At 49.1% G+C, this 26,704-nt stretch carries 25 protein-coding genes; 9 read left to right on the forward strand and 16 right to left on the reverse strand.

The features are described from left to right. Nucleotides 1–95: 95 nt before the first annotated feature. The 5 genes from aceF to ampD all read right to left on the reverse strand — a co-directional run bounded on the left by aceF (nucleotide 96) and on the right by ampD (nucleotide 7,451). Nucleotides 96–2,093: a pyruvate dehydrogenase complex dihydrolipoyllysine-residue acetyltransferase gene (aceF, locus tag ACXAG2_RS11020; RefSeq protein WP_474866956.1), complete on the reverse strand. Its 1,998-nt coding sequence runs from the start codon at nucleotides 2,091–2,093 to the stop codon at nucleotides 96–98. Nucleotides 2,094–2,113: 20 nt separating this feature from the next. Further along, complete coding sequence (gene aceE / locus ACXAG2_RS11025) at nucleotides 2,114–4,780, reverse strand: pyruvate dehydrogenase (acetyl-transferring), homodimeric type (RefSeq protein WP_474866959.1); 2,667 nt, start codon at nucleotides 4,778–4,780, stop codon at nucleotides 2,114–2,116. Nucleotides 4,781–4,940: 160 nt separating this feature from the next. Continuing rightward, nucleotides 4,941–5,699, reverse strand: coding sequence for a GntR family transcriptional regulator (locus ACXAG2_RS11030; RefSeq protein ID WP_119502156.1), 759 nt, complete (start codon nucleotides 5,697–5,699; stop codon nucleotides 4,941–4,943). A 271-nt stretch (nucleotides 5,700–5,970) separates the two neighbouring features. Beyond that, a complete protein-coding gene (gene ampE / locus ACXAG2_RS11035) occupies nucleotides 5,971–6,837 on the reverse strand; it encodes a regulatory signaling modulator protein AmpE (protein ID WP_474866961.1) in 867 nt (288 codons plus the stop codon). A 65-nt stretch (nucleotides 6,838–6,902) separates the two neighbouring features. Then, a complete protein-coding gene (gene ampD, locus ACXAG2_RS11040; RefSeq protein WP_474866963.1) occupies nucleotides 6,903–7,451 on the reverse strand; it encodes a 1,6-anhydro-N-acetylmuramyl-L-alanine amidase AmpD in 549 nt (182 codons plus the stop codon). A gap of 145 nt (nucleotides 7,452–7,596) precedes the next feature. On the opposite strand from ampD, the gene ACXAG2_RS11045 reads away from it, so the two are divergent. The 9 genes from ACXAG2_RS11045 (at nucleotide 7,597) to ACXAG2_RS11085 (ending at nucleotide 14,552) form a co-directional block, all read left to right on the forward strand. Beyond that, a complete protein-coding gene (locus ACXAG2_RS11045) occupies nucleotides 7,597–8,073 on the forward strand; it encodes a retropepsin-like aspartic protease family protein (protein ID WP_474867252.1) in 477 nt (158 codons plus the stop codon). Between the two features lie 18 nt (nucleotides 8,074–8,091). After that, nucleotides 8,092–8,949 carry a carboxylating nicotinate-nucleotide diphosphorylase gene (nadC, locus tag ACXAG2_RS11050; RefSeq protein ID WP_474866965.1) on the forward strand — a complete coding sequence of 286 codons (858 nt, stop codon included), beginning with the start codon at nucleotides 8,092–8,094 and terminating at the stop codon, nucleotides 8,947–8,949. Nucleotides 8,950–9,190: 241 nt separating this feature from the next. Further along, a complete protein-coding gene (locus ACXAG2_RS11055; RefSeq protein ID WP_474866967.1) occupies nucleotides 9,191–9,610 on the forward strand; it encodes a pilin in 420 nt (139 codons plus the stop codon). Nucleotides 9,611–9,690: 80 nt separating this feature from the next. Continuing rightward, nucleotides 9,691–10,899 carry a type II secretion system F family protein gene (locus ACXAG2_RS11060; RefSeq protein WP_474867254.1) on the forward strand — a complete coding sequence of 403 codons (1,209 nt, stop codon included), beginning with the start codon at nucleotides 9,691–9,693 and terminating at the stop codon, nucleotides 10,897–10,899. A gap of 113 nt (nucleotides 10,900–11,012) precedes the next feature. Then, the gene (locus ACXAG2_RS11065) at nucleotides 11,013–11,891 is read left to right on the forward strand and encodes a prepilin peptidase (protein WP_474866970.1); all 879 of its coding nucleotides are present in this window, start codon (nucleotides 11,013–11,015) and stop codon (nucleotides 11,889–11,891) included. Beyond that, entirely contained in the window at nucleotides 11,888–12,502 is a 615-nt protein-coding gene (coaE, locus tag ACXAG2_RS11070) for a dephospho-CoA kinase (protein WP_474866972.1), read from the forward strand. Before ACXAG2_RS11065 ends, coaE begins: the two co-directional genes overlap by 4 nt. 81 nt (nucleotides 12,503–12,583) lie before the next feature. Beyond that, complete coding sequence (gene zapD / locus ACXAG2_RS11075) at nucleotides 12,584–13,336, forward strand: cell division protein ZapD (protein ID WP_474866975.1); 753 nt, start codon at nucleotides 12,584–12,586, stop codon at nucleotides 13,334–13,336. A gap of 39 nt (nucleotides 13,337–13,375) precedes the next feature. Then, nucleotides 13,376–13,606: a DNA gyrase inhibitor YacG gene (yacG, locus tag ACXAG2_RS11080; protein WP_119503448.1), complete on the forward strand. Its 231-nt coding sequence runs from the start codon at nucleotides 13,376–13,378 to the stop codon at nucleotides 13,604–13,606. Between the two features lie 73 nt (nucleotides 13,607–13,679). Next, nucleotides 13,680–14,552, forward strand: coding sequence for an aspartoacylase (locus tag ACXAG2_RS11085; RefSeq protein ID WP_474866978.1), 873 nt, complete (start codon nucleotides 13,680–13,682; stop codon nucleotides 14,550–14,552). Nucleotides 14,553–14,655: 103 nt separating this feature from the next. On the opposite strand, the gene ACXAG2_RS11090 is transcribed toward ACXAG2_RS11085, so the two are convergent. The 11 genes from ACXAG2_RS11090 to ACXAG2_RS11140 are packed head-to-tail and all read right to left on the reverse strand — an operon-like array spanning nucleotide 14,656 to nucleotide 26,436. Then, nucleotides 14,656–15,942 (reverse strand): methyl-accepting chemotaxis protein, encoded by a 1,287-nt coding sequence (locus ACXAG2_RS11090; protein ID WP_474866980.1) that lies wholly within the window; start codon nucleotides 15,940–15,942, stop codon nucleotides 14,656–14,658. Nucleotides 15,943–15,950: 8 nt separating this feature from the next. Next, complete coding sequence (locus tag ACXAG2_RS11095; RefSeq protein ID WP_119502168.1) at nucleotides 15,951–16,313, reverse strand: response regulator; 363 nt, start codon at nucleotides 16,311–16,313, stop codon at nucleotides 15,951–15,953. A gap of 14 nt (nucleotides 16,314–16,327) precedes the next feature. After that, the gene (locus ACXAG2_RS11100; RefSeq protein WP_474866983.1) at nucleotides 16,328–17,071 is read right to left on the reverse strand and encodes a ParA family protein; all 744 of its coding nucleotides are present in this window, start codon (nucleotides 17,069–17,071) and stop codon (nucleotides 16,328–16,330) included. After that, nucleotides 17,068–17,328, reverse strand: a complete 261-nt coding sequence (locus ACXAG2_RS11105) for a hypothetical protein (protein WP_119502170.1) — start codon at nucleotides 17,326–17,328, stop codon at nucleotides 17,068–17,070. Before ACXAG2_RS11105 ends, ACXAG2_RS11100 begins: the two co-directional genes overlap by 4 nt. Further along, nucleotides 17,319–20,021, reverse strand: coding sequence for a chemotaxis protein CheA (locus tag ACXAG2_RS11110; protein ID WP_474866986.1), 2,703 nt, complete (start codon nucleotides 20,019–20,021; stop codon nucleotides 17,319–17,321). Before ACXAG2_RS11110 ends, ACXAG2_RS11105 begins: the two co-directional genes overlap by 10 nt. Nucleotides 20,022–20,026: 5 nt before the next feature. Beyond that, nucleotides 20,027–20,392: a response regulator gene (locus ACXAG2_RS11115; RefSeq protein ID WP_474866988.1), complete on the reverse strand. Its 366-nt coding sequence runs from the start codon at nucleotides 20,390–20,392 to the stop codon at nucleotides 20,027–20,029. Next, nucleotides 20,389–21,261, reverse strand: a complete 873-nt coding sequence (locus ACXAG2_RS11120) for a CheR family methyltransferase (protein WP_474866991.1) — start codon at nucleotides 21,259–21,261, stop codon at nucleotides 20,389–20,391. Before ACXAG2_RS11120 ends, ACXAG2_RS11115 begins: the two co-directional genes overlap by 4 nt. Continuing rightward, entirely contained in the window at nucleotides 21,258–21,887 is a 630-nt protein-coding gene (locus ACXAG2_RS11125) for a HEAT repeat domain-containing protein (protein ID WP_474866993.1), read from the reverse strand. Before ACXAG2_RS11125 ends, ACXAG2_RS11120 begins: the two co-directional genes overlap by 4 nt. 9 nt (nucleotides 21,888–21,896) lie before the next feature. After that, a complete protein-coding gene (cheB, locus tag ACXAG2_RS11130; protein ID WP_474866995.1) occupies nucleotides 21,897–22,952 on the reverse strand; it encodes a chemotaxis-specific protein-glutamate methyltransferase CheB in 1,056 nt (351 codons plus the stop codon). A gap of 7 nt (nucleotides 22,953–22,959) precedes the next feature. Next, nucleotides 22,960–24,489 carry a chemotaxis protein CheW gene (locus ACXAG2_RS11135; protein ID WP_474866998.1) on the reverse strand — a complete coding sequence of 510 codons (1,530 nt, stop codon included), beginning with the start codon at nucleotides 24,487–24,489 and terminating at the stop codon, nucleotides 22,960–22,962. A 36-nt stretch (nucleotides 24,490–24,525) separates the two neighbouring features. After that, entirely contained in the window at nucleotides 24,526–26,436 is a 1,911-nt protein-coding gene (locus ACXAG2_RS11140) for a methyl-accepting chemotaxis protein (protein ID WP_474866999.1), read from the reverse strand. Between the last annotated feature and the right edge of the window lie 268 nt (nucleotides 26,437–26,704).

Consider the following 26,704-nt stretch of genomic DNA (forward strand, 5'->3'; position numbering starts at 1 on the left):
GTAACTAGGGCTTGCGAGCCCTGTAAAGCCAACTTGGCTTTATGATCATAAAAATCACAAAGGGGAGGTAATCAACCCTCCCCTTCACTCATTTTCTAAAGCAACATCTGGCGCATATCTTCCAGAACTGCTTTTAAGTGTACAGCAAAGCGTGCTGCCACCGCGCCGTCAATAACACGATGGTCGTATGACAGTGACAACGGCACCATCAGACGAGGCTCAAACTCTTTACCATTCCACTTCGGTTTAATATCACTCTTCGATACGCCAAGGATGGCTACGTCAGGTGCATTAACGATTGGCGTGAATGCTGTACCACCAATGCCACCAAGGCTTGAAATGGTGAAGCAGCTACCTTGCATGTCAGCAGCTTTCAGCTTACCGTCACGGGCTTTCACACTGATTTCCATTAACTCTTTGGAAATCTCCATGATGCCTTTCTTATCAACATCACGGACAACCGGTACAACCAGGCCTCCCGGCGTGTCTACTGCTATACCGATATGGTAGTATTTTTTCTGAATTAAAGACTCACCGTCCGCAGAAAGTGATGTATTAAATACAGGATACGCTTTCAGTGCGTCGGCTACCGCTTTCATCATGAACACAAGCGGCGTAATTTTCACACCCAGCTTGCGCTTGTCAGCGATAACGTTCTGCTGCTTACGGAAATCTTCCAGATCAGTAATATCCGCTTCTTCGAACTGCGTAACGTGTGGGATGGTTACCCAGTTACGGTGCAAGTTCGGACCGGAGATTTTCTGAATACGGGTTAATGGCTTCTCTTCAATTTCACCAAACTTGGAGAAATCAACTTTAGGCTGTGCGATAACCTGTAAGCCACCACCTGTGTTGCCAGACGCTACGGCACCGGCTGTCGCTTTCGGACGGGCCAGTTCATGCTTCACGTAAGACTGGATGTCTTCTTTCAGAATACGGCCTTTACGCCCTGTTGCGTCAACCTGAGTCAGATCAACACCAAATTCACGGGCCAGACGACGTACAGAAGGAGACGCATGCACTTTACCGGTCTTAGGCTTGTTGCCTGCAGACGGATGGTGCGGAACCGGCGGCGCTTTCTGCTGAGGCGCTTGCGCGGCAGGAGCCGGCGCTGCTGCAGGCTTACTTTCCGATTTAGGTGCAGCAGGTTTCGCCGCGCCCTTCACTTTGAGCATAATAACCGGTGTACCCTGAGACGCTTTGTCACCCTGCTTGATAAGCAGTTTGGTAACGGTACCGGCTTTAGGTGCAGGCACATCCATGGTCGCTTTATCAGTTTCCAGCGTGATCAGGCCATCTTCCGCTTCCACGGTATCACCTTCAGCAACCAGAATTTCGATAACGTCTACATCAGTATCGCCACCGATATCAGGTACCTGAACTTCAATTTCTTCTTCCGCAGCTTCTTCTGCAGGCGCTTCTTCAGCGGCCGGCGCAGAATCTGCTGCTGGTGCCGGCGATTCCGCCGGTGCTGATTCCTGTGCAGGCGCAGCAGCTTCGCCACCACCGACTTCCAGAGTCAGGACCAGAGAACCTTCAGACACCTTGTCACCTTCTTTTACTTTCAGGCTAACCACTTTACCCGCCTGCGGCGAAGGTACGTCCATGGTTGCTTTGTCAGTTTCAAGGGTAATCAGGCCGTCTTCCGCTTCCACGGTATCGCCTTCAGCTACCAGAATTTCGATTACGTCTACGTCAGCAGCGTCACCGATATCCGGTACCGTTACTTCAATCACAGACGTGCTGCCAGAAGCAGCCGGAGCCGCTTCCTGCTTAGGCGCTTCTTCTTTTGGTGCTTCAGCTTTCGGTGCTTCAGCAGGCTTTTCTTCAGCCGCAGGTGCGCTATCTGCGTCACCCGCTACTTCCAGTTTCGCCAGCAAATCGCCTTCAGAAATTTTATCGCCAACTTTTACAGTCAGCTCAGATACCTTACCGGCAAACGGTACAGGGATATCCATGCTGGCTTTGTCGCTTTCTACCGTAACCAGTGCATATTCCGCTTCTACGGAGTCACCCACTGCTACGCAAATTTCGATTACTTCTACCGAATCTTCACCCAGATCCGGTACCAGTACGTCTTTAATATCTGCCATGTTCGTTAGTCTCCCTTAGCTTATGCGTAAAGTGGGTTAACTTTCTCAGCATCAATACCCAGATCCGTCATTGCTTTAGACAGCGTCTTGGCATCAACAGAACCTGCCTTGTACAGTTCGTACAGCGCAGCGTAAGTCACGTATGCAGCGTCAACTTCGAAGTGACGACGCAGATTCGCGCGGCTGTCAGAACGACCGAAACCATCAGTACCCAGTACACGGTATGCGCCCGGTACGAAATCACGTACCTGCTCGCCGTAGTTCTTGATGTAGTCAGTTGCAGTGATAGTCGGGCCATCGTTACCTTCGCTGAGTACTTCTGTGATGTAAGGTACTTTCGCTGTCGCTTCAGGGTGCAGCATATTGTGACGGTCACAATCCTGACCATCGCGGGCCAGTTCGTTGAACGACGTTACGCTGTAAACTTCTGCTTCTACGCCGTAGTCAGATGCCAGTTTCGCAGCAGCTTCACGCACTTGCTCAAGGATGGTACCGGAGCTCAGCAGTTTCACTTTCTTATCGCTGCTGCCCACAGTATCCAGCTTGTAGATACCTTTAACGATACCTTCTTCAATGCCCTTAGGCATTTCAGGCTGCTTGTAGTTTTCGTTCATGACTGTCAGGTAGTAGAACACGTCTTCCTGATCTTCCAGCATGCGACGTAAACCGTCTTGTACGATAACAGCAACTTCGTAACCGTAAGTCGGGTCGTAGCTCACACAGTTCGGGATCAATGCCGCCTGGGTATGAGAGTGACCGTCCTGGTGCTGCAGACCTTCGCCGTTCAGCGTTGTACGACCAGCAGTACCACCAACAAGGAAACCACGGGTACGTGAATCACCGGCTGCCCACGCCAGGTCGCCAACACGTTGGAAACCAAACATTGAGTAGTAGATGTAGAACGGAACCATTGGCAGGTCGTTGGTGCTGTAAGACGTACCTGCTGCTAACCACGATGCCATTGCACCCAGTTCATTGATACCTTCCTGCAGTACCTGACCTTTCTTGTCTTCACGGTAGTAAGCAACCTGATCAGAATCCTGTGGCTCGTATTTCTGACCTTGTGAAGAGTAGATACCTACCTGACGGAACAGACCTTCCATACCAAACGTACGGGCCTCATCAGGGATGATAGGTACGATACGCTTACCGATTTGCTTGTCTTTAAGCAGCGCAGTCAGGACACGTACAAACGCCATAGTGGTAGAGATTTCACGGTCACCGGAACCTTTAGTGATAGCGTCGAACGCTTTCAGAGCAGGCGCTGGCAGATCTTCAGTTGCTTTAGCACGACGAACCGGCATGTAGCCATGCAGGGCTTCACGACGGGCGCGCAGGTATTTCATCTCTTCGCTGTCTTCGTCGAACTTGTAGTAAGGCAGATCAGCTAATGCTTCGTCAGATACAGGAATGTTGAAACGATCGCGATACTGCTTAACCGCTTCTTTGTCCATTTTCTTAACCTGGTGGGCAATGTTCTTACCTTCACCGGATGCGCCCATGCCGTAACCTTTAACGGTTTTAGCAAGGATTACCTGTGGACGACCTTTAGTCTTCGTTGCGCGATCGTATGCTGCATAAACTTTAACCGGATCGTGACCACCACGGTTCAGACGCCAGATGTCTTCATCTGACATGTTTGAAACCATTTCTTTCAGTTCAGGGTACTTACCGAAGAACTTCTCACGGGTATACGCGCCGCCTTTGGCTTTACAGTTCTGGTATTCACCGTCGATAGTTTCGTTCATCAGATCAAGCAGTTTGCCAGAAGTGTCACGAGCTAACAGTGGATCCCAGTAGCGACCCCAGATAACTTTGATTACTTCCCAGCCTGCGCCACGGAAAGTACCTTCCAGTTCCTGAATAATTTTTGCGTTACCACGAACAGGGCCGTCAAGACGCTGCAGGTTACAGTTGATAACGAAAGTCAGGTTGTCCAGGCCTTCGCGGGCAGCAAGACCGATTGCACCCAGGCTTTCCGGCTCATCACACTCACCGTCACCCATGTAGCACCATACGCGCTGTTCTGAACAATCTTTGATACCACGGTCAGTCAGGTACTTGAGGAAACGTGCCAGATAGATGGCCTGCATTGGACCTAAGCCCATAGATACAGTGGGGAACTGCCAGAAATCAGGCATTAATTTAGGGTGCGGGTAAGAAGACAGACCTTTGCCGTCTACTTCCTGACGGAAACCGTCCAGTTGTTCTTCGGTCAGACGACCTTCAATGTATGCACGGCTGTAGATACCGGGAGCCACGTGGCCCTGATAGAATACGAAGTCGCCGCCATCTTTTTCATTTGGTGCGCGGTAGAAGTGGTTGAAACCCACATCGTACAGCATTGCAGAAGATGCAAAGCTTGAAATGTGACCACCCAGCTCTAAGTCTTTCTTAGAACCGCGCAGAACCATCATCAGGGCATTCCAACGCAACGCGTTACGGATTTTGCCTTCAATAGTCTGGTCACCCGGCATGGTGGGTTCTTGTCCGGGAGGAATGGTGTTGATATATGCCGTCGTTGCATCGTACGGCAAGTGGGCACCATTTCTGCGTGCTTTCTCAATCAGTGATTCTAATAAAAAGTGGGCTCTTTCAACGCCATCTTCTTCTAAAACTGACTCTAACGACTCCAGCCATTCTTGTGTTTCTTGCGGATCCACATCTTGGTGCATCATTTCAGTCATGGTGCCATCCTATTGTTGCTGATATTGAAAACCATCCTTGCCGGCAAAACCGGAGGATGGAAAGACTAAAACCAGGTTGTACGTTACGTAGGCCTTACCGGCTTACTGTTTTTCTTTTCTTACCTGTTACAAACCGGCAAGGTATTACTAAGGCAGTGCCTTAAATCTCCAGGCGTCTTAACGCGCGTTGCACTCGGCTGTCACGCTGGTTAATCGCCAGAAGCGTTTTCTCAATTAACGCAAGGTGGGCGTTACACGCCTGTCTTGCTGCTTCCGGATCGCGGGATGCGATAGCAGCCAGAATTTCCTTACGCTGACGTCTGACTTCGGCGTTAATGTCTATTTCATCATTCTGATGTAAGGCAAACATTTCGAAGTTACGTTCAATATTCTCGACCAGCATGGTCTGCATGGTGCTCATTACATGTAACAACACCATGTTATGGGAGGCGCGCGCCATCACCATATAAAATTCACCGACCGCTTCTGCCAGAGCACGTTTACTTTCCCCGGGAGCGGGTACCGGCAAGTTATCCAGCGCGGCCTGCAGTGCCTGATAATCTTCAGGCTGGCCCCGCAGCGCTGCGTAATAGGCAGCCATACCTTCCAGCGCATGACGAAATTCAAGTAAATCGAATTGCGTTTCCGGACGACGGCTGATAAGCGCCATTAACGGGTCGGTCATTGCCGCATTGAGGTTACGGCTGACAAAGGTGCCGCCTCCCTGCTTGCGCTCAACCAGACCACGGGCCTGCAGGTTGCCAATTGCTTCACGGAGCGAAGGACGGGAAACATCAAACTGGGTTGCCAGTTCGCGTTCAGGAGGTAGCTGTTGTCCGGCCAGCAGTGTGCCATCAAGAATCATTGATTCGAGCTGTTCAGTGATGACATCTGATAATTTTTTCCGACCGTGGCGCATACCTGTGCGGTTCCTCGCTTATGAAAAGGGGCGGCCATAATGTAAACAAAGTTACTTGCCACCCACTCATTGGTCATACCATTTTACCTATCTAGTTTAGGGCAGATCGAAATGGAGGTAAATAGTCACCCATCGAAAGTAACTTACATTTAACCTTTTAGACGAGCTAGATATTGAAATTGTTGAAATTTTTTTACAACACCATCTGGTCTGATGAGCGAAATATGTTGCTTTTCTGTTCAAATCCAGTTGATTTAACGTGCTTCAAGATTCAGGCAACCCAACCGGTAATGGTGAGAACAGATGTGATCACGAGAATGAAGATAATATTCCTTTTTGCCAGTTTTACTCCTGCCTGAACGTGTGTACACGCTGTCATTCTGCTGCAGGTAACGCCGTCTCCGGCTTCAATAATTTCAGCCTGACGGGCTACAGACCAGAGTACAGCCGGCGTGCCTTCAGACACATTTGTCAGTTTCTCAAGCCAGACGGATGCGGCGCGGGAGAAATGCCCCACCACCAAAAATCCCAATGTCACCGCACGGGCTGGTAACCATTCCAGTGCGAAGAGCAACTGCCCTGTGGTCAGCGCTGCCTCCATGTGTTTGCCGCGGTAATAATGGTGAGCTTCACGGACAAACATATAGAACAATGCGCCTGGTGCACCGAAGAATATAAAGAACAACATTACCGCGCCGTAATAACGAAAGTTTGCCAGCAAAAGTAACTGCTGCATACGTGTGCCGTCGTCCGGCTCCGGTTCATTATCCTCTTTACCCAGCAACCCGAGATGTAGTTCTTTTTCATACAAATCACAGGCTTCTCTGTCTTCCCGCTGGGCAGCCTGAAGCCAGGACTTATAAATCCGGCGAAAATTCGTACACCCTAATGCGAGGAACAGCACCGCCGTTTGAACGATAAATGTCAGAAAGCCACCGAAAATGTAAGTTTCTGTCAGCCCTAAAAGCACCGCTGGTATAAGAAGGTACAGCCAGATTTTGCGGGATGCCTGTGTATCGTCGCCGCTTATTCCCATTTTCCGTAAACAGAAGTTAACAAAAACCGGTGACTGCCAGTAGCGGTTCCGCAAGAACATTCTGTCAAACGCCAGCGCCAGTAAAAGACTTATCAGAATCACGTCATTATTCCTTTATGCCCGGGTCCGGTGACCCGTTATCACTTAAACAATATTAATTAACGTTACTACTGCTTTGTCGCTTCAAACGACAAGCCTGTGCGCAACCGGCACCAGTCAAAATACTCTCCGGGATCGGTTTTACGGCCGGGTGCAATATCACTGTGTCCGGTAATTCTGCCAATGGTGATGGCCGGATGGGTGTCGATAATAAACTGTGTCACCCGTTGTAGTGCCTGATATTGCCCAGCAGTGAAAGGTTCGTTATCGCAACCTTCCATTTCAATACCGATGGCGTAGTCGTTACATTTATTACGCCCCTGAAAAACAGAAAGCCCGGCATGCCAGGCTCTTGCCGACAGCGGCACAAACTGTTCAACCTGCCCGTCACGGTAAATCACACAATGAGCGGATACTTTTACGTTTTTAAGATCGCCATATGAAGGATGTGCATTGATATCAATGGTTCCGGTGAACAACCGGCGGATATCACCTGTACCGTACTGTCCGGCAGGTAATGAAATATTATGGATGACAAGCAATGAAATGCAGGCATCTTCCGGCCGCTCATCATAGAACGGTGACGGTGTGTACTGACTGTCGGGGATAAAATCCATGGTCGCACAGAAAATCTCAGGTCATGCCTAAGTTTGACATCTGCTATTGCCATACTCAAGAATAACCCTACATATAACTTTCAAAGTTAGACACTTATATATAGCCGGGGGAACGGTGAGCAGTGAACACAATGCCGGAAAGTGGATGTACATACTGGCCTGGATTTGCGGGCTGGGCTTGCTGACATTTGTTTTTGGCGACTTGCTTGACCGGCAGGAAAACCCGAATCGTGAACCGGAATCCGTACGCATTGATAATCAGACGGAAGTACGGCTGAAACAAAACCGCGCCGGTCATTACGTCACGGCGGGGACGATAAATGGCGTACCGGTTGAGTTTATGATCGATACCGGCGCAACAGATGTTGCCATTCCCGCACATCTGCAGGAAAGACTTGGCTTAATTACTACGGGCAGTGCACTGGCACAAACCGCCAACGGTGTGGTCCGTGTTGCAAGAACAGAGTTAAACAGTGTGTCTATTGGCGATATTACTGTTTATAACGTACGTGCGAATCTCAACCCCGGTATGAATGGTGAACAAATTTTACTCGGAATGAGCGTTTTAAAGCAGCTTGAGTTTACTCAGCGCGGAGAATGGTTAATATTGCGTACACTTTAATATAAGCAGAGCGTAAGCATGACTATTCCTTCTCAAGCCGCGATCCGCCAGCAAGTCTCAGAAGCACTGGCTGAAGATCTGGGCGGCAGCGCCGAGGCCGGTGCAGATATCACCGCAAACCTGATTGATGCATCCACGCAGGCCACAGCCACCATTATTACCCGTGAAGATTGTATTGTTTGTGGTATGGCCTGGGTGGAAGCGGCATTCAATTTGATCGATCCGCAAATAGATATCACGATCCATACACAAGACGGGAGTGCAGCCAAAGCTAATGACGTGCTGGTTTCACTGTCCGGTCCTGCCAGAGGCATTCTCACCGCTGAGCGCACTGCGCTGAATTTTCTGCAAACCCTTTCCGGCACGGCAACCGTTGCACATCATTATGCATCGCTGCTTGACGGCTATCCGACGAAGATACTGGATACCCGTAAAACGCTGCCCGGACTACGCCTTGCCCAAAAATATGCCGTCGCCTGTGGCGGTGGTCAGAATCACCGGATCGGATTATTCGATGCCTTTCTGATCAAAGAGAATCATATTTTTGCCTGCGGATCGATTACGAAGGCTGTACAGATCGCAAAGCAAAATCATCCGGACAAACCGGTGGAAGTGGAAGTGGAAAGCCTTGATGAGCTTGAGCAGGCGCTTGATGCCGGTGCAGATATCATCATGCTTGATAACTTTACAAACGATCAGATCCAAAGCGCAGTCGACATCACAAAAGGCCGGAGTAAACTCGAAGTGTCTGGCAATATTACGGAAGAAAGATTGCAATCGTTAGGAAAATTAGGGGTTGACTTCATATCTTCAGGGGCATTAACGAAACACGTTCAGGCTATAGATCTGTCGCTTCGTGTCGCTATGAAAGGATAAAATTCACTTACAAATCAAAAGAGTGGATACATTCCTGTTATCCCCTAAAGGTATTCACTCTCATCCCCTCACTGATGTAGAACCTATTCATATGTATATTTCTGAATACTTGTCAGTTGGCTTGCTCCGCCTATACTGAGCATCAAGTACCGGGGACGTTGAAAAGGACGACTCGGGTATAAATCGTAACTTTGAATGAATTATTTAATTTAGCGCTTATACGCAAACCCGGAGATATACCATGAAAAATGTTAACGCTCAAAACCAAAAAGGTTTCACTCTTATCGAACTGATGATCGTTGTTGCTATCATCGGTATCCTGGCAGCAGTTGCTTTGCCAGCGTACAACAGCTACACAGAGAAGGCACGCTTTACTGAAGTTGTAAACGCAACTGCCGGTGTAAAATCCTCTGTTGAAGTTTGTGCTCAGACACTGGATACAGAAAAAGGTTGTACGGCAGGTTCGAATGGCATACCAGCTGATGTAACAGCAGGGGCTGGCATCGCAGGCATCAAAGTGGCAGACGGTGTAATTACTGCAACCGAACCCTCTGACGGTAAAATTGCAGGTACTGATACTGCGACTTATGTTCTGACTCCAAAGTACGACAGTGGTCGTGTGACCTGGTCCGCAAAATGTACACCTGCTTCACTGTGCTAATCAGTTAAGCCTTCAATCCAAAAGCCCAGTACCAGCTGGGCTTTTGTGTTAAATACTCATTATTTTTTCAGGGTGAAATGATGGCCAAAGTAGCAGAAACTTTTGTCTGGCAGGGAAAAGATAAACAAGGCAGTAACAGGAAAGGCGAAATATCAGCACTGACGCTGGCTGAAGCTAAAAACCTGTTACGTCGTCAGGGAATTTCTGCCCATAAAGTAAAAAAAATGAGCAAGCCTCTTTTTGGGGGCGACAAGAAAATTGATGCGAAAGATATTTGTGTCATTTCAAGACAAATAGCTACCATGCTGGGCGCTGGCGTCACACTGATTCAATCTCTTGAAATGATCTCTAAAGGCCATGATAAGGCCTCTATGCGTAAACTTCTCGGTGAAATAACAGACGAAGTTAAGGCTGGTAACCCTCTTTCGACTGCATTACGAAAACATCCTCTTTATTTTGATGATTTATACTGTGATCTGGTGAAAACCGGTGAACAATCCGGTGCACTGGAAACCATTTACGATCGGATCGCGACCTATAAAGAGAAAGCGGAAGCGCTCAAGTCAAAGATCAAAAAAGCGATGTTCTATCCTATTGCTGTTGTCGTCGTCGCTTTTATAGTTACAACAGTACTTTTAGTGTTCGTAGTCCCCCAGTTCGAAGAAATATTCAGCAGTTTCGGGGCTGAGTTGCCGGCTTTCACTCAATTTGTGTTGGCGATCTCAAGGTTCGTTCAGGACTACGGCATTTTTATAGGTGCTGGTCTTGCAGCTGGTGTGTTTCTGTTTATCAGAGCTCACCGGAAATCACCCGGTTTACGGGACAAAGTTGATGCGTTGGTTTTAAAAGCACCTGTCGTTGGCGATATTCTGAAAAAAGCGGCTGTTGCAAGATTCGCTCGTACCCTGTCAACGACCTTTTCCGCTGGTGTTCCGTTAATCGGTGCTCTTGATTCCGCTGCCGGTGCATCGGGAAATGCCGTGTACAGGGAAGCTATTTTATTCATCAAGAAAGAAGTAGCGGGCGGTTTACAAATGAACACAGCCATGCGGGCTACTAACGTGTTTCCCGACATGGTTACCCAGATGGTTGCCATTGGTGAAGAGTCCGGTGCGGTAGACGAAATGCTGTCTAAAATAGCGACAATCTACGAAGCAGAAGTGGATGATATGGTCGATGGTCTCACCAGCTTGCTGGAACCTATCATCATGGCAGTGCTAGGGGTGATTATCGGCGGTCTGATTGTGGCCATGTATCTGCCTATCTTCCAGATGGGTAACGTGGTGTAACAAATTTGAGCAACCGCCTCTGGTTACACACCCAAGACTAATTATTCATTGAGACAGGACTGCTTTTCGGGCAGTCTTGTTGTATCAGAACACGATAAAAATAAAGCGCTTATATGGACGCCATCATTTCATTAATGCAGCAGAGTCTGCCGGTGTTTCTCACCACCATCTTCATTTTCAGTTTACTGGTTGGCAGTTTTTTAAACGTTGTCATCTACCGTCTCCCTATTATGATGGAGCGAAGCTGGAAAGCGGAATACCAAAGTTATTTTCACGAAAACGAGCAAGTCCAACAGCAGGAACCTTTCAATCTGGTAAAACCGGACAGCACCTGCCCCCACTGTCAGCACAAAATCCGGGCATGGGAAAACATTCCTGTGCTCAGCTATCTGATGCTGAGCGGAAAATGTGCGGGGTGTAAGGCTGGTATTTCAATCCGTTATCCGCTGGTAGAACTGTTCACCGCGCTGGTATGTACTTTTACAGCCTGGCATTTCGGTGCCACAGTGCAGGGCGTCTGGGCGGTATTGCTAGTCTTTATTCTTATCGCACTGCTCTTTATCGACCTTGATAAAATGCTGCTGCCTGATCAATTAACACTGCTATTGCTATGGCTGGGACTGATCTTAAGTACTCAATCTGTCTTTACAGGTCCGGTGGATGCCATTATTGGTGCTGCTGCGGGCTATTTAAGTTTATGGTCTGTCTACTGGCTGTTTAAATTGCTCACCGGAAAGGAAGGAATGGGGTACGGCGATTTTAAATTGCTTGCCGCATTAGGCGCCTTTACCGGATGGCAGGGGCTGCCCATTATTATCCTGCTTTCCTCCGTGGTGGGAGCCGTGGCGGGTATCACACTGATGATTGTGCAGCGCTCCGGTAAATCTCTTGCGATCCCCTTTGGTCCGTATCTCGCCGTCGCCGGTTATCTCACATTATTGTACAAGGCAGAGATCATAGATGGTTATCTTGCCTGGGTGATGGGTGCATGAGCCTTCCTTATGTAGCAGGGTTAACCGGTGGGATCGGCAGCGGTAAGTCTGCCGTCAGTGATTTATTTGCGCAGCTCGGCATAACCATTGTCGATGCTGACGTAGTTGCCCGTCAGGTGGTTGAACCCGGTACGCCGGCGCTTGCGAAAATCGCCGGTCATTTTGGCCGTGACATTTTACAAAAAGACGGCAGTTTGAACCGCGCCGCGTTGCGTAAACAGGTATTCGCTGATGAAACGGCAAAACAGTGGCTTAACGCCCTGCTCCATCCGGCAATCAGGGAAGAAATGCGAAAGCAGCTTGAAGCAGCCACCAGCCCCTACGTGATTTTTTCGGTGCCTCTGCTCATAGAAAACGGACTTGATGCGATGGCAGATACCGTGATTGTGGTTGACTGTGAGGAAAACACGCAACTTACACGGGCACTTAAGCGGGATGGCAGTGACGAGAACACTATCCGCGGGATCATGGCATCTCAGGCCAGCCGCCATGACCGGCTGGCTAAGGCCAGTCATATTATAGATAACAACGGTGCGCTTGAACTTTTACCCGCTCAGGTTGAACAATTACATCAAATATTACTGAAAGCAGCAGAGAAATCCCCCCGGTAGCTGAACGGCTGTTTTTTCCTTAGGGCTTGATATTTTGGCACTTTTGCGCTGTAGTGCTAACAGTTTATCAGAGAGGCCCACATGACCAGCACCACATACGAATTTCCGCTTAAAGAAAAAGTGAGGAATTACCTGCGCATCGAGCATCTGCTTGCGCAGTTGAAAACCGGTGCCTCAGTGCAGAATAAAGCCCTGCATGTGTACTTCTTCGAGCAATTATTCACCCTTATGGATCTGCTGGACCGGATTGATCTGCGTACTGATTTGATTAAAGATCTTGATGTGCATGAACGCAATCTGGTGCACTGGTCCCAATATCCGAATATTGATACAGACGCGCTTGAACAGTCCTTAAAAGTGATTGTACGCCTGAAAGGAAAGCTAAAAGCGGAACGCAAATTCGGCACAGCGCTGAAAGAAGATAAATTTCTTAACGGTATCCGGCAGCGTTTTTCCATACCCGGCGGCACCTGCAGTTTTGACTTACCCAATTTACACTACTGGCTTAACCGTTCCAAAGAAGACATTCAGGAATCGATGAAAGAATGGCTTTTATCCCTGTCATTGCTGGAAGAAACAGTATCGGTACTGTTGTCATTCCTGCGGGAAAGAGGTCCGTTTAAACCTATGGAAGCCACAAACGGCTTTTATCAGGGCGTGGCTGATGACAAGTGCGGATTAATCCGTGTTCGCTGTGATGCCAATCAGGGGTATTACCCTACTCTCAGCGGCAATAAATACCGCTTCGCCATTCGCTTTATGCTGTTTGAAAACGAAGCCGGACAGTCTCCCTCTGTGGAGAATACAGTGTCTTTTGCTATGGCAGCCTGCTAGACTGCCGCCATACTTTTTACCTGAAAGAGAGTGAATTCAGTGAAGGTTAACTGTCCTGTATGCAGCACATCTGTCGAGTGGTCTGCAGAAAATAAACATCGTCCTTTTTGTTCCAAGAAATGCCAGCTTATCGATCTGGGAGAATGGGCTGGTGAAGAGCGCGCGATTCCCGGGCCAAAGCAACATTCTGATACACCGCCCGGAATGCCTGATATCGAGGACATTGAAGCAATGCTCAGTCAGCAGCAGGACGATTTTTTTAAACACTAAACCCTTCCCCGTTGAGCGTTTTGTGTGAATGTATCCGGGCACTCAGCCCGAATTCAGATAAGGCTTTTCTCTTATGTTAAATTCAATTGCACTTATTGGCGGTACTCACGGCAACGAGACCAGTGGTATTCAACTTATCCGCAACTGGCAGAAGTCTGGTTTGCCTGAGCGCTTCTCGTCTCTGAATGTCACCTGTGATTTTGCCAATTCGGCGGCTATGAACGCTAATGTCCGTTTTCTGGATGAAGATTTAAACCGGCAGTTTACTGCTGAACGTCTTGCGGCAGACAACCCGGCCAGAGAGGCTATTCTGGCAAAATCGCTGAATGAACGCTTTGGCCCGAAGGGTAATGCTGCAACAGATTTTTTCATCGACATTCACAATACCACCAGCCACATGGGCGCTACCCTTATTGTGCTGGAAACCGACGAGTTTAATACCAAACTCGCCCGGTTTGTTAAAGACGTCATGCCGGAAGCCAATATTCTGGTGGAAGATGAAAAAGACTACGCATCTCATGGCTATTTATGCACCGTGGGTGAAAAAGGTGTGATGATTGAAGTCGGCGCTCAGCCACAGGGCGTATTACGGGAAGATGTTTACCAGTTAACGCAAACGATGGCGGAAGCGATACTGGATTTCTGTGTTGCCTGGAATACAGATAGCAGCTCAATGGATTCGCTGCCTGCCTGCGAGGCTTTCAGATTGGGTTATGAGGTAAAATTCCCGCTGGATGAGAACGGCGTACGTAAAGCCATGATCCACCACAGCATTCAGGATCAGGATTTTACGCCGCTGCTTCCGGGTGCACCGGTATTCCGGGGGTTTGACGGTTCTGATTATGTCTGGGAAGGTGACAAAGAAACCTACCCCCACTTTATAAATGAAGCAGCATATTTCAAATTAGACGTGGCCTTCGCCACCGCTGACCGGATTGAGTTCTGATCCTGAAGGTTTGTGCTGCCACCAAGTACCGGTTAGTGTGAGACGATAAAAAACAGGCCACTCTTTTACAAAGTGGCCTGTTTCATTTCTGAAACTATGCAGATCAGAACAACTCGATTTTCGGTTCCCGGGTTTCTTCCGGCGCTACCCGCTTTTCACCGGTAGAGGTGGTCAGGTCGAAGTGAATACGGCGCTGATCTTCCATGACATATTTTTCAAACATTTCCGCCGTACTTAAATTGAATGAATCGTCGAAAGCCTTGCGTCCGTCAATGTAGTCAGAGAACTGGCCGAACAGGCTTACCAGGGCTTCATGTTCCAGTTTTACGTTCTCGGCGCGCTGGCGGATAATATCCTGAAACTGGATCTTACCGATTGCCCCGCTGACTTTGCCGGCGATGTCTTTTGCTACGCCGCTGAAGCAATTGAGCATCCGCGGGCTGAATTCCTCGAGCCGGCGGTAATGGGCTGTCATGCTGGCCAGAGAGCCGGAGAACGACGTCAGTAACTCACAGGTTTCGTCACTCTGATTCGTGGAGAGCAATTTTTCACCGTGGATTTTTGCCGTTTCCATAGCGGAACGGATCCCGGATTCAATTTTCTCCGCGGCCTCTGACGACTGGGAAGATAAGGTTCTTACCTGCTCTGCCACCACAGCGAATCCTCGCCCGTATTCTCCGGCCCGGGCAGCTTCAATCGCTGCATTCAGTGCCAGCAAGTTGGTTTGAAACGCGATGTTTTTTACCAGCTCAGTGAGCTCTTTGAGCTTATCAATTTCCTGCAGGACTTCCTGAATCGCCGCAGTGTGCGCTTTGTCGTGTTCATGCTGGGTATTTATTAACTGGGTAATTTCTTCCAGACGGTGGTTTGCCTGGTCAATTTCCGCTGCACTTTCTTCTTTAAAGTCAGCAGTATTCCGCCGGGAGAGCTCAATACTGTCGATACCGTTTTGAATGACTTCTTCAATTTGATACAAGGCACTCATCAAGTCGACGGAAGCTTCTTCGGTAATGTTAGAAATACCGTCAATCTGTCCGTTCAGAATACTTGCATACTCATCTACCTGCTGGTGAGTGGTATGCAACTGTTCTGAGGTTTTGTCCAGATAAGCATTTGCTTCCGCCAGTGCTGTTTCAAGTTCATCAATATGACGTGTTTCAGCCACGGTTTGACGTACAACCCAGACAGCGCTGGTGACGAGACTACAAATAATTGCTCCCCACCATGACAACTGCGTTCCGGCAAACTGGTTTATAAGCAGCACGCTTACCATCGCGATTCCTGTTCCGGTAATACACAGTACCGCCGCTTGTACAGACGGACTGGCGTACCACTGAGCCTGCTTCAGGCGTGCAACAGCAGTCAGAAATATTTCTCGTAAATTCACCATAAAGCCTCCTACGGCACCAATTGTTTTACTACTGCGATCAATTGATCAGGTTCGACAGGTTTTACCAGCCATCCTGTGGCGCCAGCACGCTTTGCTTCTTCCCTTTTAGTTTGTTGGGATTCAGTGGTCAGCATCAAAATAGGTGTGAATCTGAATTTCGTATTTTTCTTTATTTCTTTAATCAGTTCGATGCCGTTCATTCCCGGCATGTTCAAATCGGTGATGATGAGTTTTGGTGACGCGCTTTGCAGTGTTGTCAGCGCAGCTTCAGCATTTTCTGATTTAATGATGTCGTAGCCTGCACGTTTTAACAGCATTTCCATACTCATCAGCATGGTCGCCGAATCGTCAACTAAATGGATGGTCTTCATTGATCACCTCGTTTCTATGAGAAAAGACTGTCGCATAGAGAGCGATAGTCTTTCGCTCCTGCGGAAAATGGCGCATATTCGCTGACTGGCTGATGTACAGCGAATGCTTCCGCCAGTTTTACGTTGCGACGAATAGCAGGCAAGATTCTGCCCGCTCCGAATTTCTCCTGCCAGAGACCCAGTGTCTGACGATGTATCCGTAATTTGCCATCCACCATCACGGGCAGAATATCAATGCCACTGGCACGGAAGTGCTTATTCCTGATAGCTTTCATACACGCATTCAGCAGCTTGTTTACGCCGTCAGAAGCCAGTGGCGTCGGCTCGGCCGGAATAACAATGCGGTGTGCGCCGGCAAGTGCTGATAACAACCGGGGCCCCAATGTAGGCGGCGTATCAACCAGAATTATGTCGTAGTGCCCGGCGTCGCCTGCGTTATCAAACAACTGACTGAACCGGTTCAGGGTATATGCGGATTCATCAAAGGCGCTGTCAGTATGTGCCAGCGCCAGATGGATCCTGTCGCTGTATGCCAGCACGCCTTTGAACTCTTCGAATTCGCTCATCCACGCCGGTTGAGAAAGTGCAGAGAGTAAGTCCGGTTGTGCAGTGAAACCCAGTTCGATATGCCCCTGATTATCAAGGTCAATCACCAGCACTTTCGCCCCTTTCTCGCTCAGTGCGTAAGCCAGATTCACTACTGTCGTTGTTTTGGCTGTACCACCTTTACGGTTTGCAACCACAAGCACTTTTGTCATGCCTGAGACTCCGCGTTATATAAACCGGCATCAATGGCACGTTTAAGCCAGCCCCACTCTCCCGCTTCAGGCCATACAGAAATACCGGTCTGATGTTTAATTAATACCTGATACAGGGCGGTATGGGCGTGGGTGAGCTTTTTCAGATTAACCTGTCTTTTCGGATTCTCTGCCAGCCAGAGATCCAGTTCTTCCGCTAAATCGATTTCACAGTTGCCGTCGAGTGCTGCAACCTTTTGCTTGAAAATTATCGGCATGACAGTAACTCCGGAATGTTGATAATGAGCAGAACCCGTCCGTCACCCAGTAAGGCTGTGCCGCTGAAGTGGGCGTAGCCCGCCATCACACCTTCAAGCGGCTTCTGGATAACATCAATACCCTCATGGAATTTATCGATAACCAAACCGATATCCCCATTGCCTGTGTTTACTACAAGAATAGACTGTTCTTCTGTATTTTGCGTTTCCGGTGCAAACCCCAGATAGTCACGCAGGCAATGAAGCGGTACCAGCTTGTCGCGGATAACCAGCACCTGATGATTCTTGATTTGCTGGATTTCCTCAGGGCGCACTTTTACGGTTTCCACCACGCTGTCCATACTGACGCCGAACATCTGGTCGCTGACTTCAAACATCATCACACGGTTAACCGACATAGTTTGCGGCAACACAAGACGGAAACGTGTGCCGGTACCCACTTCAGACTGCATTTCAATATGACCGCCAGCCTGAGTAACCATGGTTTTCACGGCATCCATTCCCACACCGCGACCGGACAAATCAGACACCTGCTCGGAAGTGGAAAAGCCGGGTGCAAATATCAGTTGCAGTGCTTCGTCATCATTGATTGATTCAAGCTGCGCTTCGGTAATTACGCCTTTCTGGTATGCAAGCATTTTGATCTTCGCCGGATCAATGCCCTTACCGTCATCGCGGATTTCTATCACTACGTTGTCATCCTGCGGTGTGGCAATGAGCTCAATTTTTCCGGTTTCATTTTTACCCGCACTGAGACGGTCAGCAGGGGACTCAATACCGTGATCGATGCTGTTTCTCAGTAAGTGGATTAAAGGCTCAGACAAAGACTCAATCAGATTCTTATCAAATTCCGTGTCTTCCCCCTGCATTTCAAGGTCAATCTTCTTATCGAGCTTGCGGGCCAGATCCCGCACCAGACGGGGATAACGCTGAAACACGTGAGATACAGGAACCATACGAATTTGCAGAACAGCACTTTGAAGCTCTTCGGTAAGACGGTTCACGATAGTGAAGTGTGACTTAATCTGTTTACTGAGTTTTCTGCTGCCGCCTTCTTCTTCTGCCTGCCGGGCAAGATAAGGCAGAGAATTTTTCGCAACTGTCAGCTCGCCCACCAGGTCCATCAGGTAATCAATTTTCTCCTGATTAACTTTTAACGTACGTGGTACCTGACGCTCTGCCGTTTTAGCCGGAGCTGCACTCTGCGCCGCCTCTTCCGCAACAGGCTTCAGAGCGACAGGAACGTTTTGTTCAGTTTCCTTAGCAGCAGTTATCTCAGGCTCTACTGCGTCAGCTTCTTCTTCGCATGTGTCAGCCTGAGGTATTTCAACCTGTTCACCGGCAATGAGAGCCAGCAAGTCTTCAACAGACCGTTCAACCACATCAGCACCCAGTACACGGCTGACAACCAGATTCACTGACGCCAGCGACGCAGGATTGCCTTCCCCTGCCGCCAGGCGTTCCAGTAAGGCTTGTTGCTGCTCAAGCATGGCAAGGGCACTTCCGGATAATCCGTCGCTATTTCCGCAACCGGAGTCATCTGTCGTTGAGTCTGGTGTCTCAGCGTTATCTTCACCGGTGGCAAAGTCAGTACCTGAAGCGTCACCGGCTTCAGTCTGCGCCTGCTCTTCGAATGTAGCAGCATCTCCGGCTGAAGTGGCAATATCACAGAAGCGTGACAGGGCCTCACCTGCTGCGAGTTTTTCAAGCCATTCACTGATTTGCCAGTGTACGGAGTCCGGATTCAGCGAAGCACACAGGAAGCTGCATATGCGGGCCACTTGCTCGTTGTCTGCCAGCGCTGCCGCTTCGGTGATACCATCAGCATCATCACTTTGTAAGAAGCCAGTCAGCAGTGGCTCACATAATGAGTAAAAACTGGCTGCGGAAATAGCATCATGTTCATACTGGCCTTCGTAATACGCAAAGTGCCCAGCCAGTGAAGCTGAACTGGCCACACAGAGGATTGTAATGTCCAGGTGGCAAAGGAAAACATCTTCAGGACCTTCTACATGATTTTTACGGGACAAAGTGTGAAAGATAAGCCCCGGGGTTGCCAGACTGACGTTAAACGGATCTTCACCACGAAAGAAACAGTCTGCATCCGGTGTATAGCGGATAACATGAACCATTTCATCGCTTTCCAGTGCACTGAAAAACGCGCTGATACGGCACTTTTCGTTTAGCTCATTTAGCCAGGCAGCCGCTTTGTCAGGTACAGGAGCAACAGTAGCCGGAGAATCAGATGCGCTGTTATCAATGAGATGGCTATCTCCTTGTTCAGTGTCTGAACTGGTCCCGCCGGATGCCGGCTCCATAAAGCTACGCAATCTGGCAGCAAGCCCGGTGGACGTTTCTTCCCACTGAGATAATTGATGGGTTCCCGACTCAAGCTCATCAAAAAATGTGCTGATTTGATCAAATGCTTCTAACAGCACATCACCAAGTTCATCGGTAAAAGACACTTCGCCGGCCCGCATGCAATCCAGTAAATCTTCAGAGGCATGAGCAAGGCGGGTCAGCGGCTTGATATCGAACAGATCCGATGAACCTTTGATAGTGTGAATATCACGGAAAATCGTGTCGACCGCTTTAGCATCATAACCACTGTTTTGCAGGGTCAGCAGCTCCTGGCTGGCAGATTCCAGATTTTCCCTGGATTCACCGATGAATGTATCTAACAGCTCACTCATAATGATTATTCTCCCAGCATCAGTGACACCATGTCATTTAACGTGGTGCCGTCCACGGGTTTGGTCATATAGAAGTTTGCACCACAGTCGAATGCCCGGGTCGCGTCTGCAGCCTGAGATTCCGTGCTTATCATAATAATAGGCACTTGATTCAATCCTGCATCCCGGCGAATTTCCTGACACAGACGGTAGCCATCCATTTTCGGCATATTGACATCAACCATGAACAGATCGATTTGTTTACCCATTGCCTTTTCGAGCGCTTCTACGCCATTTTCTGCTTCTTCCACATTGCGTTGCGCGCTGGCAACAATCATCCGGTGGTAAGTGCGGACAGTATTGGCATCATCCACGATCATAATAGTTTTCATCTGCTGACTCCCTCGAACCCGGGCTTCTGGTAAACAATAACGTCACCGAACTTTTTAATTTTGAATAATGAGCAAATGCGGCTCATGGACTCACTGTGGCCTAAGAATATGTAGCCTCCGGGCTTGAGTGCGTCATATAACACCTGCGCTGCCTTACGACGTGAATCGTCGTCAAAATAAATCAGCAGGTTGCGACAATAAATCAGGTCGAATGAACGGAAACGGCCGGGCACTTCAGTGCCAAGAATGTTCGCCAGACATAAAGTCACGGACTCTTTAATGTCGGGACTCAAATGGAACTCATTGCCCTTCTGAGTGAAATAACGCTGCCGGACAGTCAGCGGAATATTTTGAACAGACCGCTTGGAATAAATGCCTCGTTTAGCATGTTCAAGGACACTGGTATCGATATCAGACGACACAATCTCCACGTCGCGGTGATCCAGTCCTTTCCAGTACTCAAGCAGGTAAATTGCAATGGAATACGGCTCTTCACCTGTGCTTGAAGGTACTGACCAGATCCTTAAATCCTCGCCGGCCGGTCGCATGCTGTCTAAATCATCCATTAAATGACGGCACATGGTTTCGAACTGGTATTCCTCGCGGAAAAAGTAGGTTTCGTTCACCGTCATGGCATTGACAAGACTTTGAAGTTCTTCACCGGACGCCTGAAAACGCATGAAGGTAAAGTAACTCTTAAACAGATTGTGGCCGGTTTGCTTCATGCGCTCCTTCAACCGTTTATCAACGAAGTATCGTTTGGAATCTTCGAAGTAAATGCCGGTTTTCCGGTAGAACATTGAGCGGAACCGGTCAAAGTCAGCGTCAGAGATTTCCCCTGCCGGCGACGTTGTCCGGATGCTGGTCATACACCCTCTCCTGCAACAGAATCCCGTACGCACTGAATCGCGAACTGGATATAAGCTTCACCGGGAAAACGGGCAGATACTTTTTCGAGTACCTCCAGCGTTCCGCTATCGCCAATTTCTGACAGTTTATCTACTGCGGTACCCACCACATTGATGTTGTTATCGTTCAACACGACATTGTGCAACCACGTTGCAGCATCCGGATGACGAATAGCGCCGATAACGTCCACGGCAAAAATCCGTACATCACTGTCTTCATCACATAAAAGTTCGTTTACATGGGCTGCGAACAGTACCGGCTGGCTTTGCAGCAACTCAATTACCCCGTTACGTACCTGCGCATCTTCCGACTTCAGCTTTTCAAGCAGCGCACCGGCCATATCTTCGTCACACATGCCTTCGACAGCGCTGAATAACGCCTCCAGTACGGTGGGCTCGTGCTCAATGTCAATTTGCTCAAGCAAAGCAGTCCGGGCTGCCAGATTGTTCGTCAGATCTCTTGCCGCCCAACGTCTGACATCGGCACAACTCGCCTGTAAATCGTCAATAAAGGAAGCCAGGTCTCTGCTATTTTGTCTGCGGTCAGCCTGACTGGCAGACTCTCCGCGGCTTTTTCTCAGTCCCATGGCGTACTCCTATTGCTTACACAAATGATTAATACGTTGAGCGATGGCGTGACTGTCAAGCACATGACTGGCGCACCCCGCCTGAATAAGTTCTTTCGGCATCCCAAATACGGTTGCAGTAGCTTCACTCTCCGCAATGGTCACAGCACCTCTGCAGTAAGCTTTCGACATGGCAGCCACACCATCGCACCCCATGCCGGTGAGCTGTACGCACAGCATATTTTTGGCATCGAAACATCCCAATGCCGACTCCACCATGCGATCCACACTGGGATGCCAGAGAAAATTCGGACTGGCCGGGATGGGTCTGACAAACACCGTGTTCTGGTTTTTAACGAACGACAGATCTGCATCCCCTTTTGCGATATACACTTTGCCGGTCTCCACCGGCATACGGCTGCTGACTTCCATCACTTCAAGAGGACATAAATCATTCAACCTTTTCGCCAGTGCAGCAGTAAACGCTTTTGGCATATGCTGCGCTACAACTACCGGGCAGGGAAAGCTGGCCGGCAACTGAGACAAAATCTGCTCAAGTTTGCGCGGGCCACCGGTGGATACACCAATCATCACCACCTGAACCTTGCCATTTTTTACCGGCGCTGCCGTTGCTTTTACCGCTGCCGTTTGCTGTTGCGTGTGCACGGGATTTGACGGTGCTGCCGTTCGCCTGACGTTTGCGGTAAGGGCTTCAATTTTGGAAATCAGCTCATCTTCAATGTCGCTGATATCCGCACTTACCGTGCCGCTGGGCTTCAAGACAAAGTCTGCCGCTCCCAGTGCCAGCGCTTCCAGTGTCACCAGCGCACCTTTCTGTGTCAGCGATGACAGCATCAGCACCGGACACTGGTGAAACTTTCTTAGCAGACTGAGACAGGTCAGACCGTCCATTACAGGCATGTTGATATCTAAAGTAATCACATCAGGTTTAAAAGCTGCTGATTTCGTCAGTGCTTCCTCGCCATCGCGGGCTGAATCAACCTGATAGCCCCGTGCAGTGAAAACCTGTGTGAACAGTTTCCGCATCAAGGCAGAGTCATCTACCACTAATACTTTGACTGCCATCTTCCCGTTAACCCCCGTTTACTTTTGCAATATCGTTGTCGTTCAGCAGTACCGAAGGCTCGATGAGCTGAATGATGCGTTGCTCTTTATTGAGTTTAATGAGCTTGTTTAACAGCTCGGTTTGCTCATCAGACAGTGAAGGCGCATCTTCGATAGAATCGGTAATGACGGTTTTAACTTCTGCCACGCCATCCACAATAAAGCCGGTTTTTTGCTTGTTCCGGGTTAGCACCACAATGCGCTGGCGGTCAGTGGCTTCCGCTTTGGGTAATCCCAATCGCGTGCGTAAATCAATCACAGGCAGTACCGTGCCCCGCAGATTGACAATGCCTTGCAGGTAGTCCGGTGTATTGGGCACGCTTTCCAACTTGTCGGGAATGCGTGTTATTTCCTGGGTATCTTCGATGCTTACCCCGTACTCTTGACCGGCAATGGAGAAGATCACGTATTGGGCATAGTCTTCTTCGGTCAGCACCCCTTCGTCCTGATTAGCCATATCAGAAACCTCATCTTGTAAATCAACCTGGCTCAGCGCCTGGCTTAGCGAGCGTTGGAAAACGCTGTGCAAGTTAACGATAGAAATGAGTCGCTTTGTGCCTTCCACACGGTAAACTGCTTCCAGCGCGCCATCGGTATATCCGTCGTTACACATTGACGGAACAGGCTCCAGCGCCGACGGCGATATACTCACCACATTGCTGACTTTCGCGACCACAAAGCCCACAGCGGACTGACTGCTGTCGCTGCAGTTAACAATGATGATGCGGGTAGCATCGTTCATTTCGCAGGGCTGCATGCCAAGATTCATGGCCAGATCCACGATGGGAATAATTCTTCCCCGCAGGTTCACCAGCCCCAGTACTGAAGGATTACTGTCCGGTAAGGCGGATATGTCGTCGGGCACCCGCACAATTTCGCCTACATCATGGAGATAAAAAGCAAATTCTTGACCGGCTATGGAGAAGCACACCAGTTGCTGCAAATCATCTTCGGCTTCACTGTTGTTGTCTTGCGAGCCAGTGCGGTTTTGCTGCAGTTGCAGGCCGGAACCGTCTTTTTTATGGCTGACGGTTAACTGTGACTGCACCAGGTTTTCAACATTGAGGATCTGCTCCAGCGGTTCGTTCTTTTGCTTAATCAACCCTTGCAGGTAGTCATATGAAATTGACGAATCGCCTTGTTTGTCATTCACCACGGTATCTTTCGGCACACTGTACACACGGTTTACTTTGTCGACCAGAAAGCCCGTCATACCGAGTGTTGACTCCACAACGACAACACGGGATGTTTCTGTTTGCTCTGCTGTACACGACAGCAAAATAGCCCGTAAATCGTAAACCGGCAGCACATTACCCCGCAGGTTTGCCAGCCCCATCATCTGGTGGGGCCCCAGCGGGACACCTACCATCACAGGTACACGTATAATTTCGCCAACAGACTGCATGGGAAATGCAAATTTCTCTTTTCCAATCTGGAAAGAAACAAACTGCAGCTCGGTGTCTGTTGCGGTAATTTCCTGAGTTTCCATTTCTTGCATGGTCTCACCTCACCTTTAACTCTGAATCAACCGGCCTTAGCTGTTTTGCATTTCATCAGCGACAGAGGAAATTTCCTCAATAGAGCGGGCAAGAATTTCCACACCTTTGCTCTGCTGTTCTGCGGCAGACAATGCCTGCTGACAGTTACTGCTGGCCTGCTCATTCGCTGCGGCAATTTGCTCCAGGCCCTTCTGCGCCTGGGCTACAGCGGCTGCAATTTCTTCACCGGCTTGCTGCATTTCCTTGTTGTAAGAAAGCACTTCTGCCATATCGGTTGCTATACCGGCGATGTCTTCAGTGGTTTGCTTTGCTTTTTGCACTTCACGGTAGGCACTTTCTGCCACGTTGGTCAGGTCAGTTTTTACATTTTGTGTCTGATCCTGAATGGCTTTGATGAGATCTTTGATTTGTTCAACATTCTCAGCGGCCTCATCGGCAAGGCTTTGAATATCGGCAGATACCACGGCAAAACCTTTTCCATATTCACCCGCCCGGGCTGCTTCCACAGCACCGTTAACGGCAAGCATGCTGGTTTTCACTGACACGGTGGTGATGGTATCGATAACTTTGTCGATAGTGCGGGTCATTGATTCCATATCAGTAATGGCTGATACGTTTAATTTGCTGGTTTCCAGTGCGGTATTGATACCTTCCACCATTTCTTCAATAAGTGCGCGGTTCTCTTTCAGCAGTTCTGTTATTGCCTCTCCACGGGTAAGCGCGTTTTCAGACTGAGCAGAGGCTTCCGCCACACCATCGCGGAGGGTGTCAATATTACTCACCGCCTGATCAACCGCTGATGCTGCCTGTTGCGCACCGTTGTTAATCTGATTCAGAGCCGTGGATATTTCTGTGGTTGAGCGGCTGATTTCCTCCATGCTTGCAGATAACTCTTCTGCCGAGGACGCTACTTCTTCCGCGCTTTTATTGATGTCGGTGCTATTTTTAAGCTCTTCAGTAATAATTTCCAGAGACTGGGCAGCCTGCTCAGCTTGTGACAGAGCGCTACTTTGCTCTGAAATGTTACTGGACACTTCCTGGGCAGCAGAAGACTGTTCGTCAGCAGCACAGGAAATGGCTTCAGACCCTGCCTGGATTTCTTTTGCGGCATTATCCATTTCGCGGATTTTGGTCTGCAGTGATTCAGAGCCGTTAGCAATGATCTGCATATCTTCTTTGATTGTGGCCAGTTGACTGGTTACCGCTTCGCCTTTTGTCACTTCTTCCAACGCGGCTTGCGATGATTGTTTTACTGCGTCAGAAACCTGATTTGACTGCTGCTGAATTTGCTCGATTTGCATGGCGATGTCGGCAGCGCTCTTGTCCGATACTTCAGCCAGAGCACGTACTGTATCAGCCACAACGGCAAAGCCTTTACCGTGTTTACCGGCGCGTCCGGCTTCGATTGCCGCATTCAATGCAAGCAGGTTAGTCTGGTCGGCGATACGGGTAACCTGTTTAACTGCTTCACCAATATTGGATGCTTGCTGCTCCAGTTCGCTCATCATAACTACAGAGCGTGACTGGTGTTCGGACGCTGTTTTTACGCTGTCCATCATATTGCCGAGGTTGCCCATAACACGGTCAACGAAGGTTTGAAGCACATTGGTTTTATCCAGGGTCTGTCCGGATAAGGTAAGCTGAGATTTAAGTGATGAAGATATCTGTGTGATCGCCGCCAGACTCTCCTGACTCGCACTGCTGGACTCCTCTGCACCGGCCGCAATTTCATTGATGGCAGTACCCAACTGATCGGTCGCGCTGGCAGACTGACTGATGCCACTGGCCAGTTCAGCTGTCGCGGTCGCTACCCGCTCGGCAGCTTGTTGTTGCCTGGCGAGCGTGCGGGCCTTTTTTCGCTGCTCTTCTGCTTCTCTGCGTAGTTTCGCGTCAACTCTTACGGCCGGTGTGGCCGGGCTGGCCTCAGTGCTTTTTTTCAGTGCCATGGAAAACCTCGGAAATTTACTATGAATGAACGTTTGCTTAACAGCGCGTTTAGTAAAGGTTTAGAGCAGGCTTGAAATTTTTAGGTATCAAACAGGATACCTTGGTATAAGAGGAAATCTGGTTGTGGGGGGATCTCCCTACAAGTGCATCTTTGTCGCCTTATGCACAAATGTCACAACAACTGCATTTAGGTATAAGATCTCAATGACTTAGGGGGCGCCTGAGAAGACCGTACGCAGCGGAATATCTGTCAATCTAGCCTTTTGG

This window comes from Alteromonas sp. ABH4_456 (assembly GCF_056160645.1).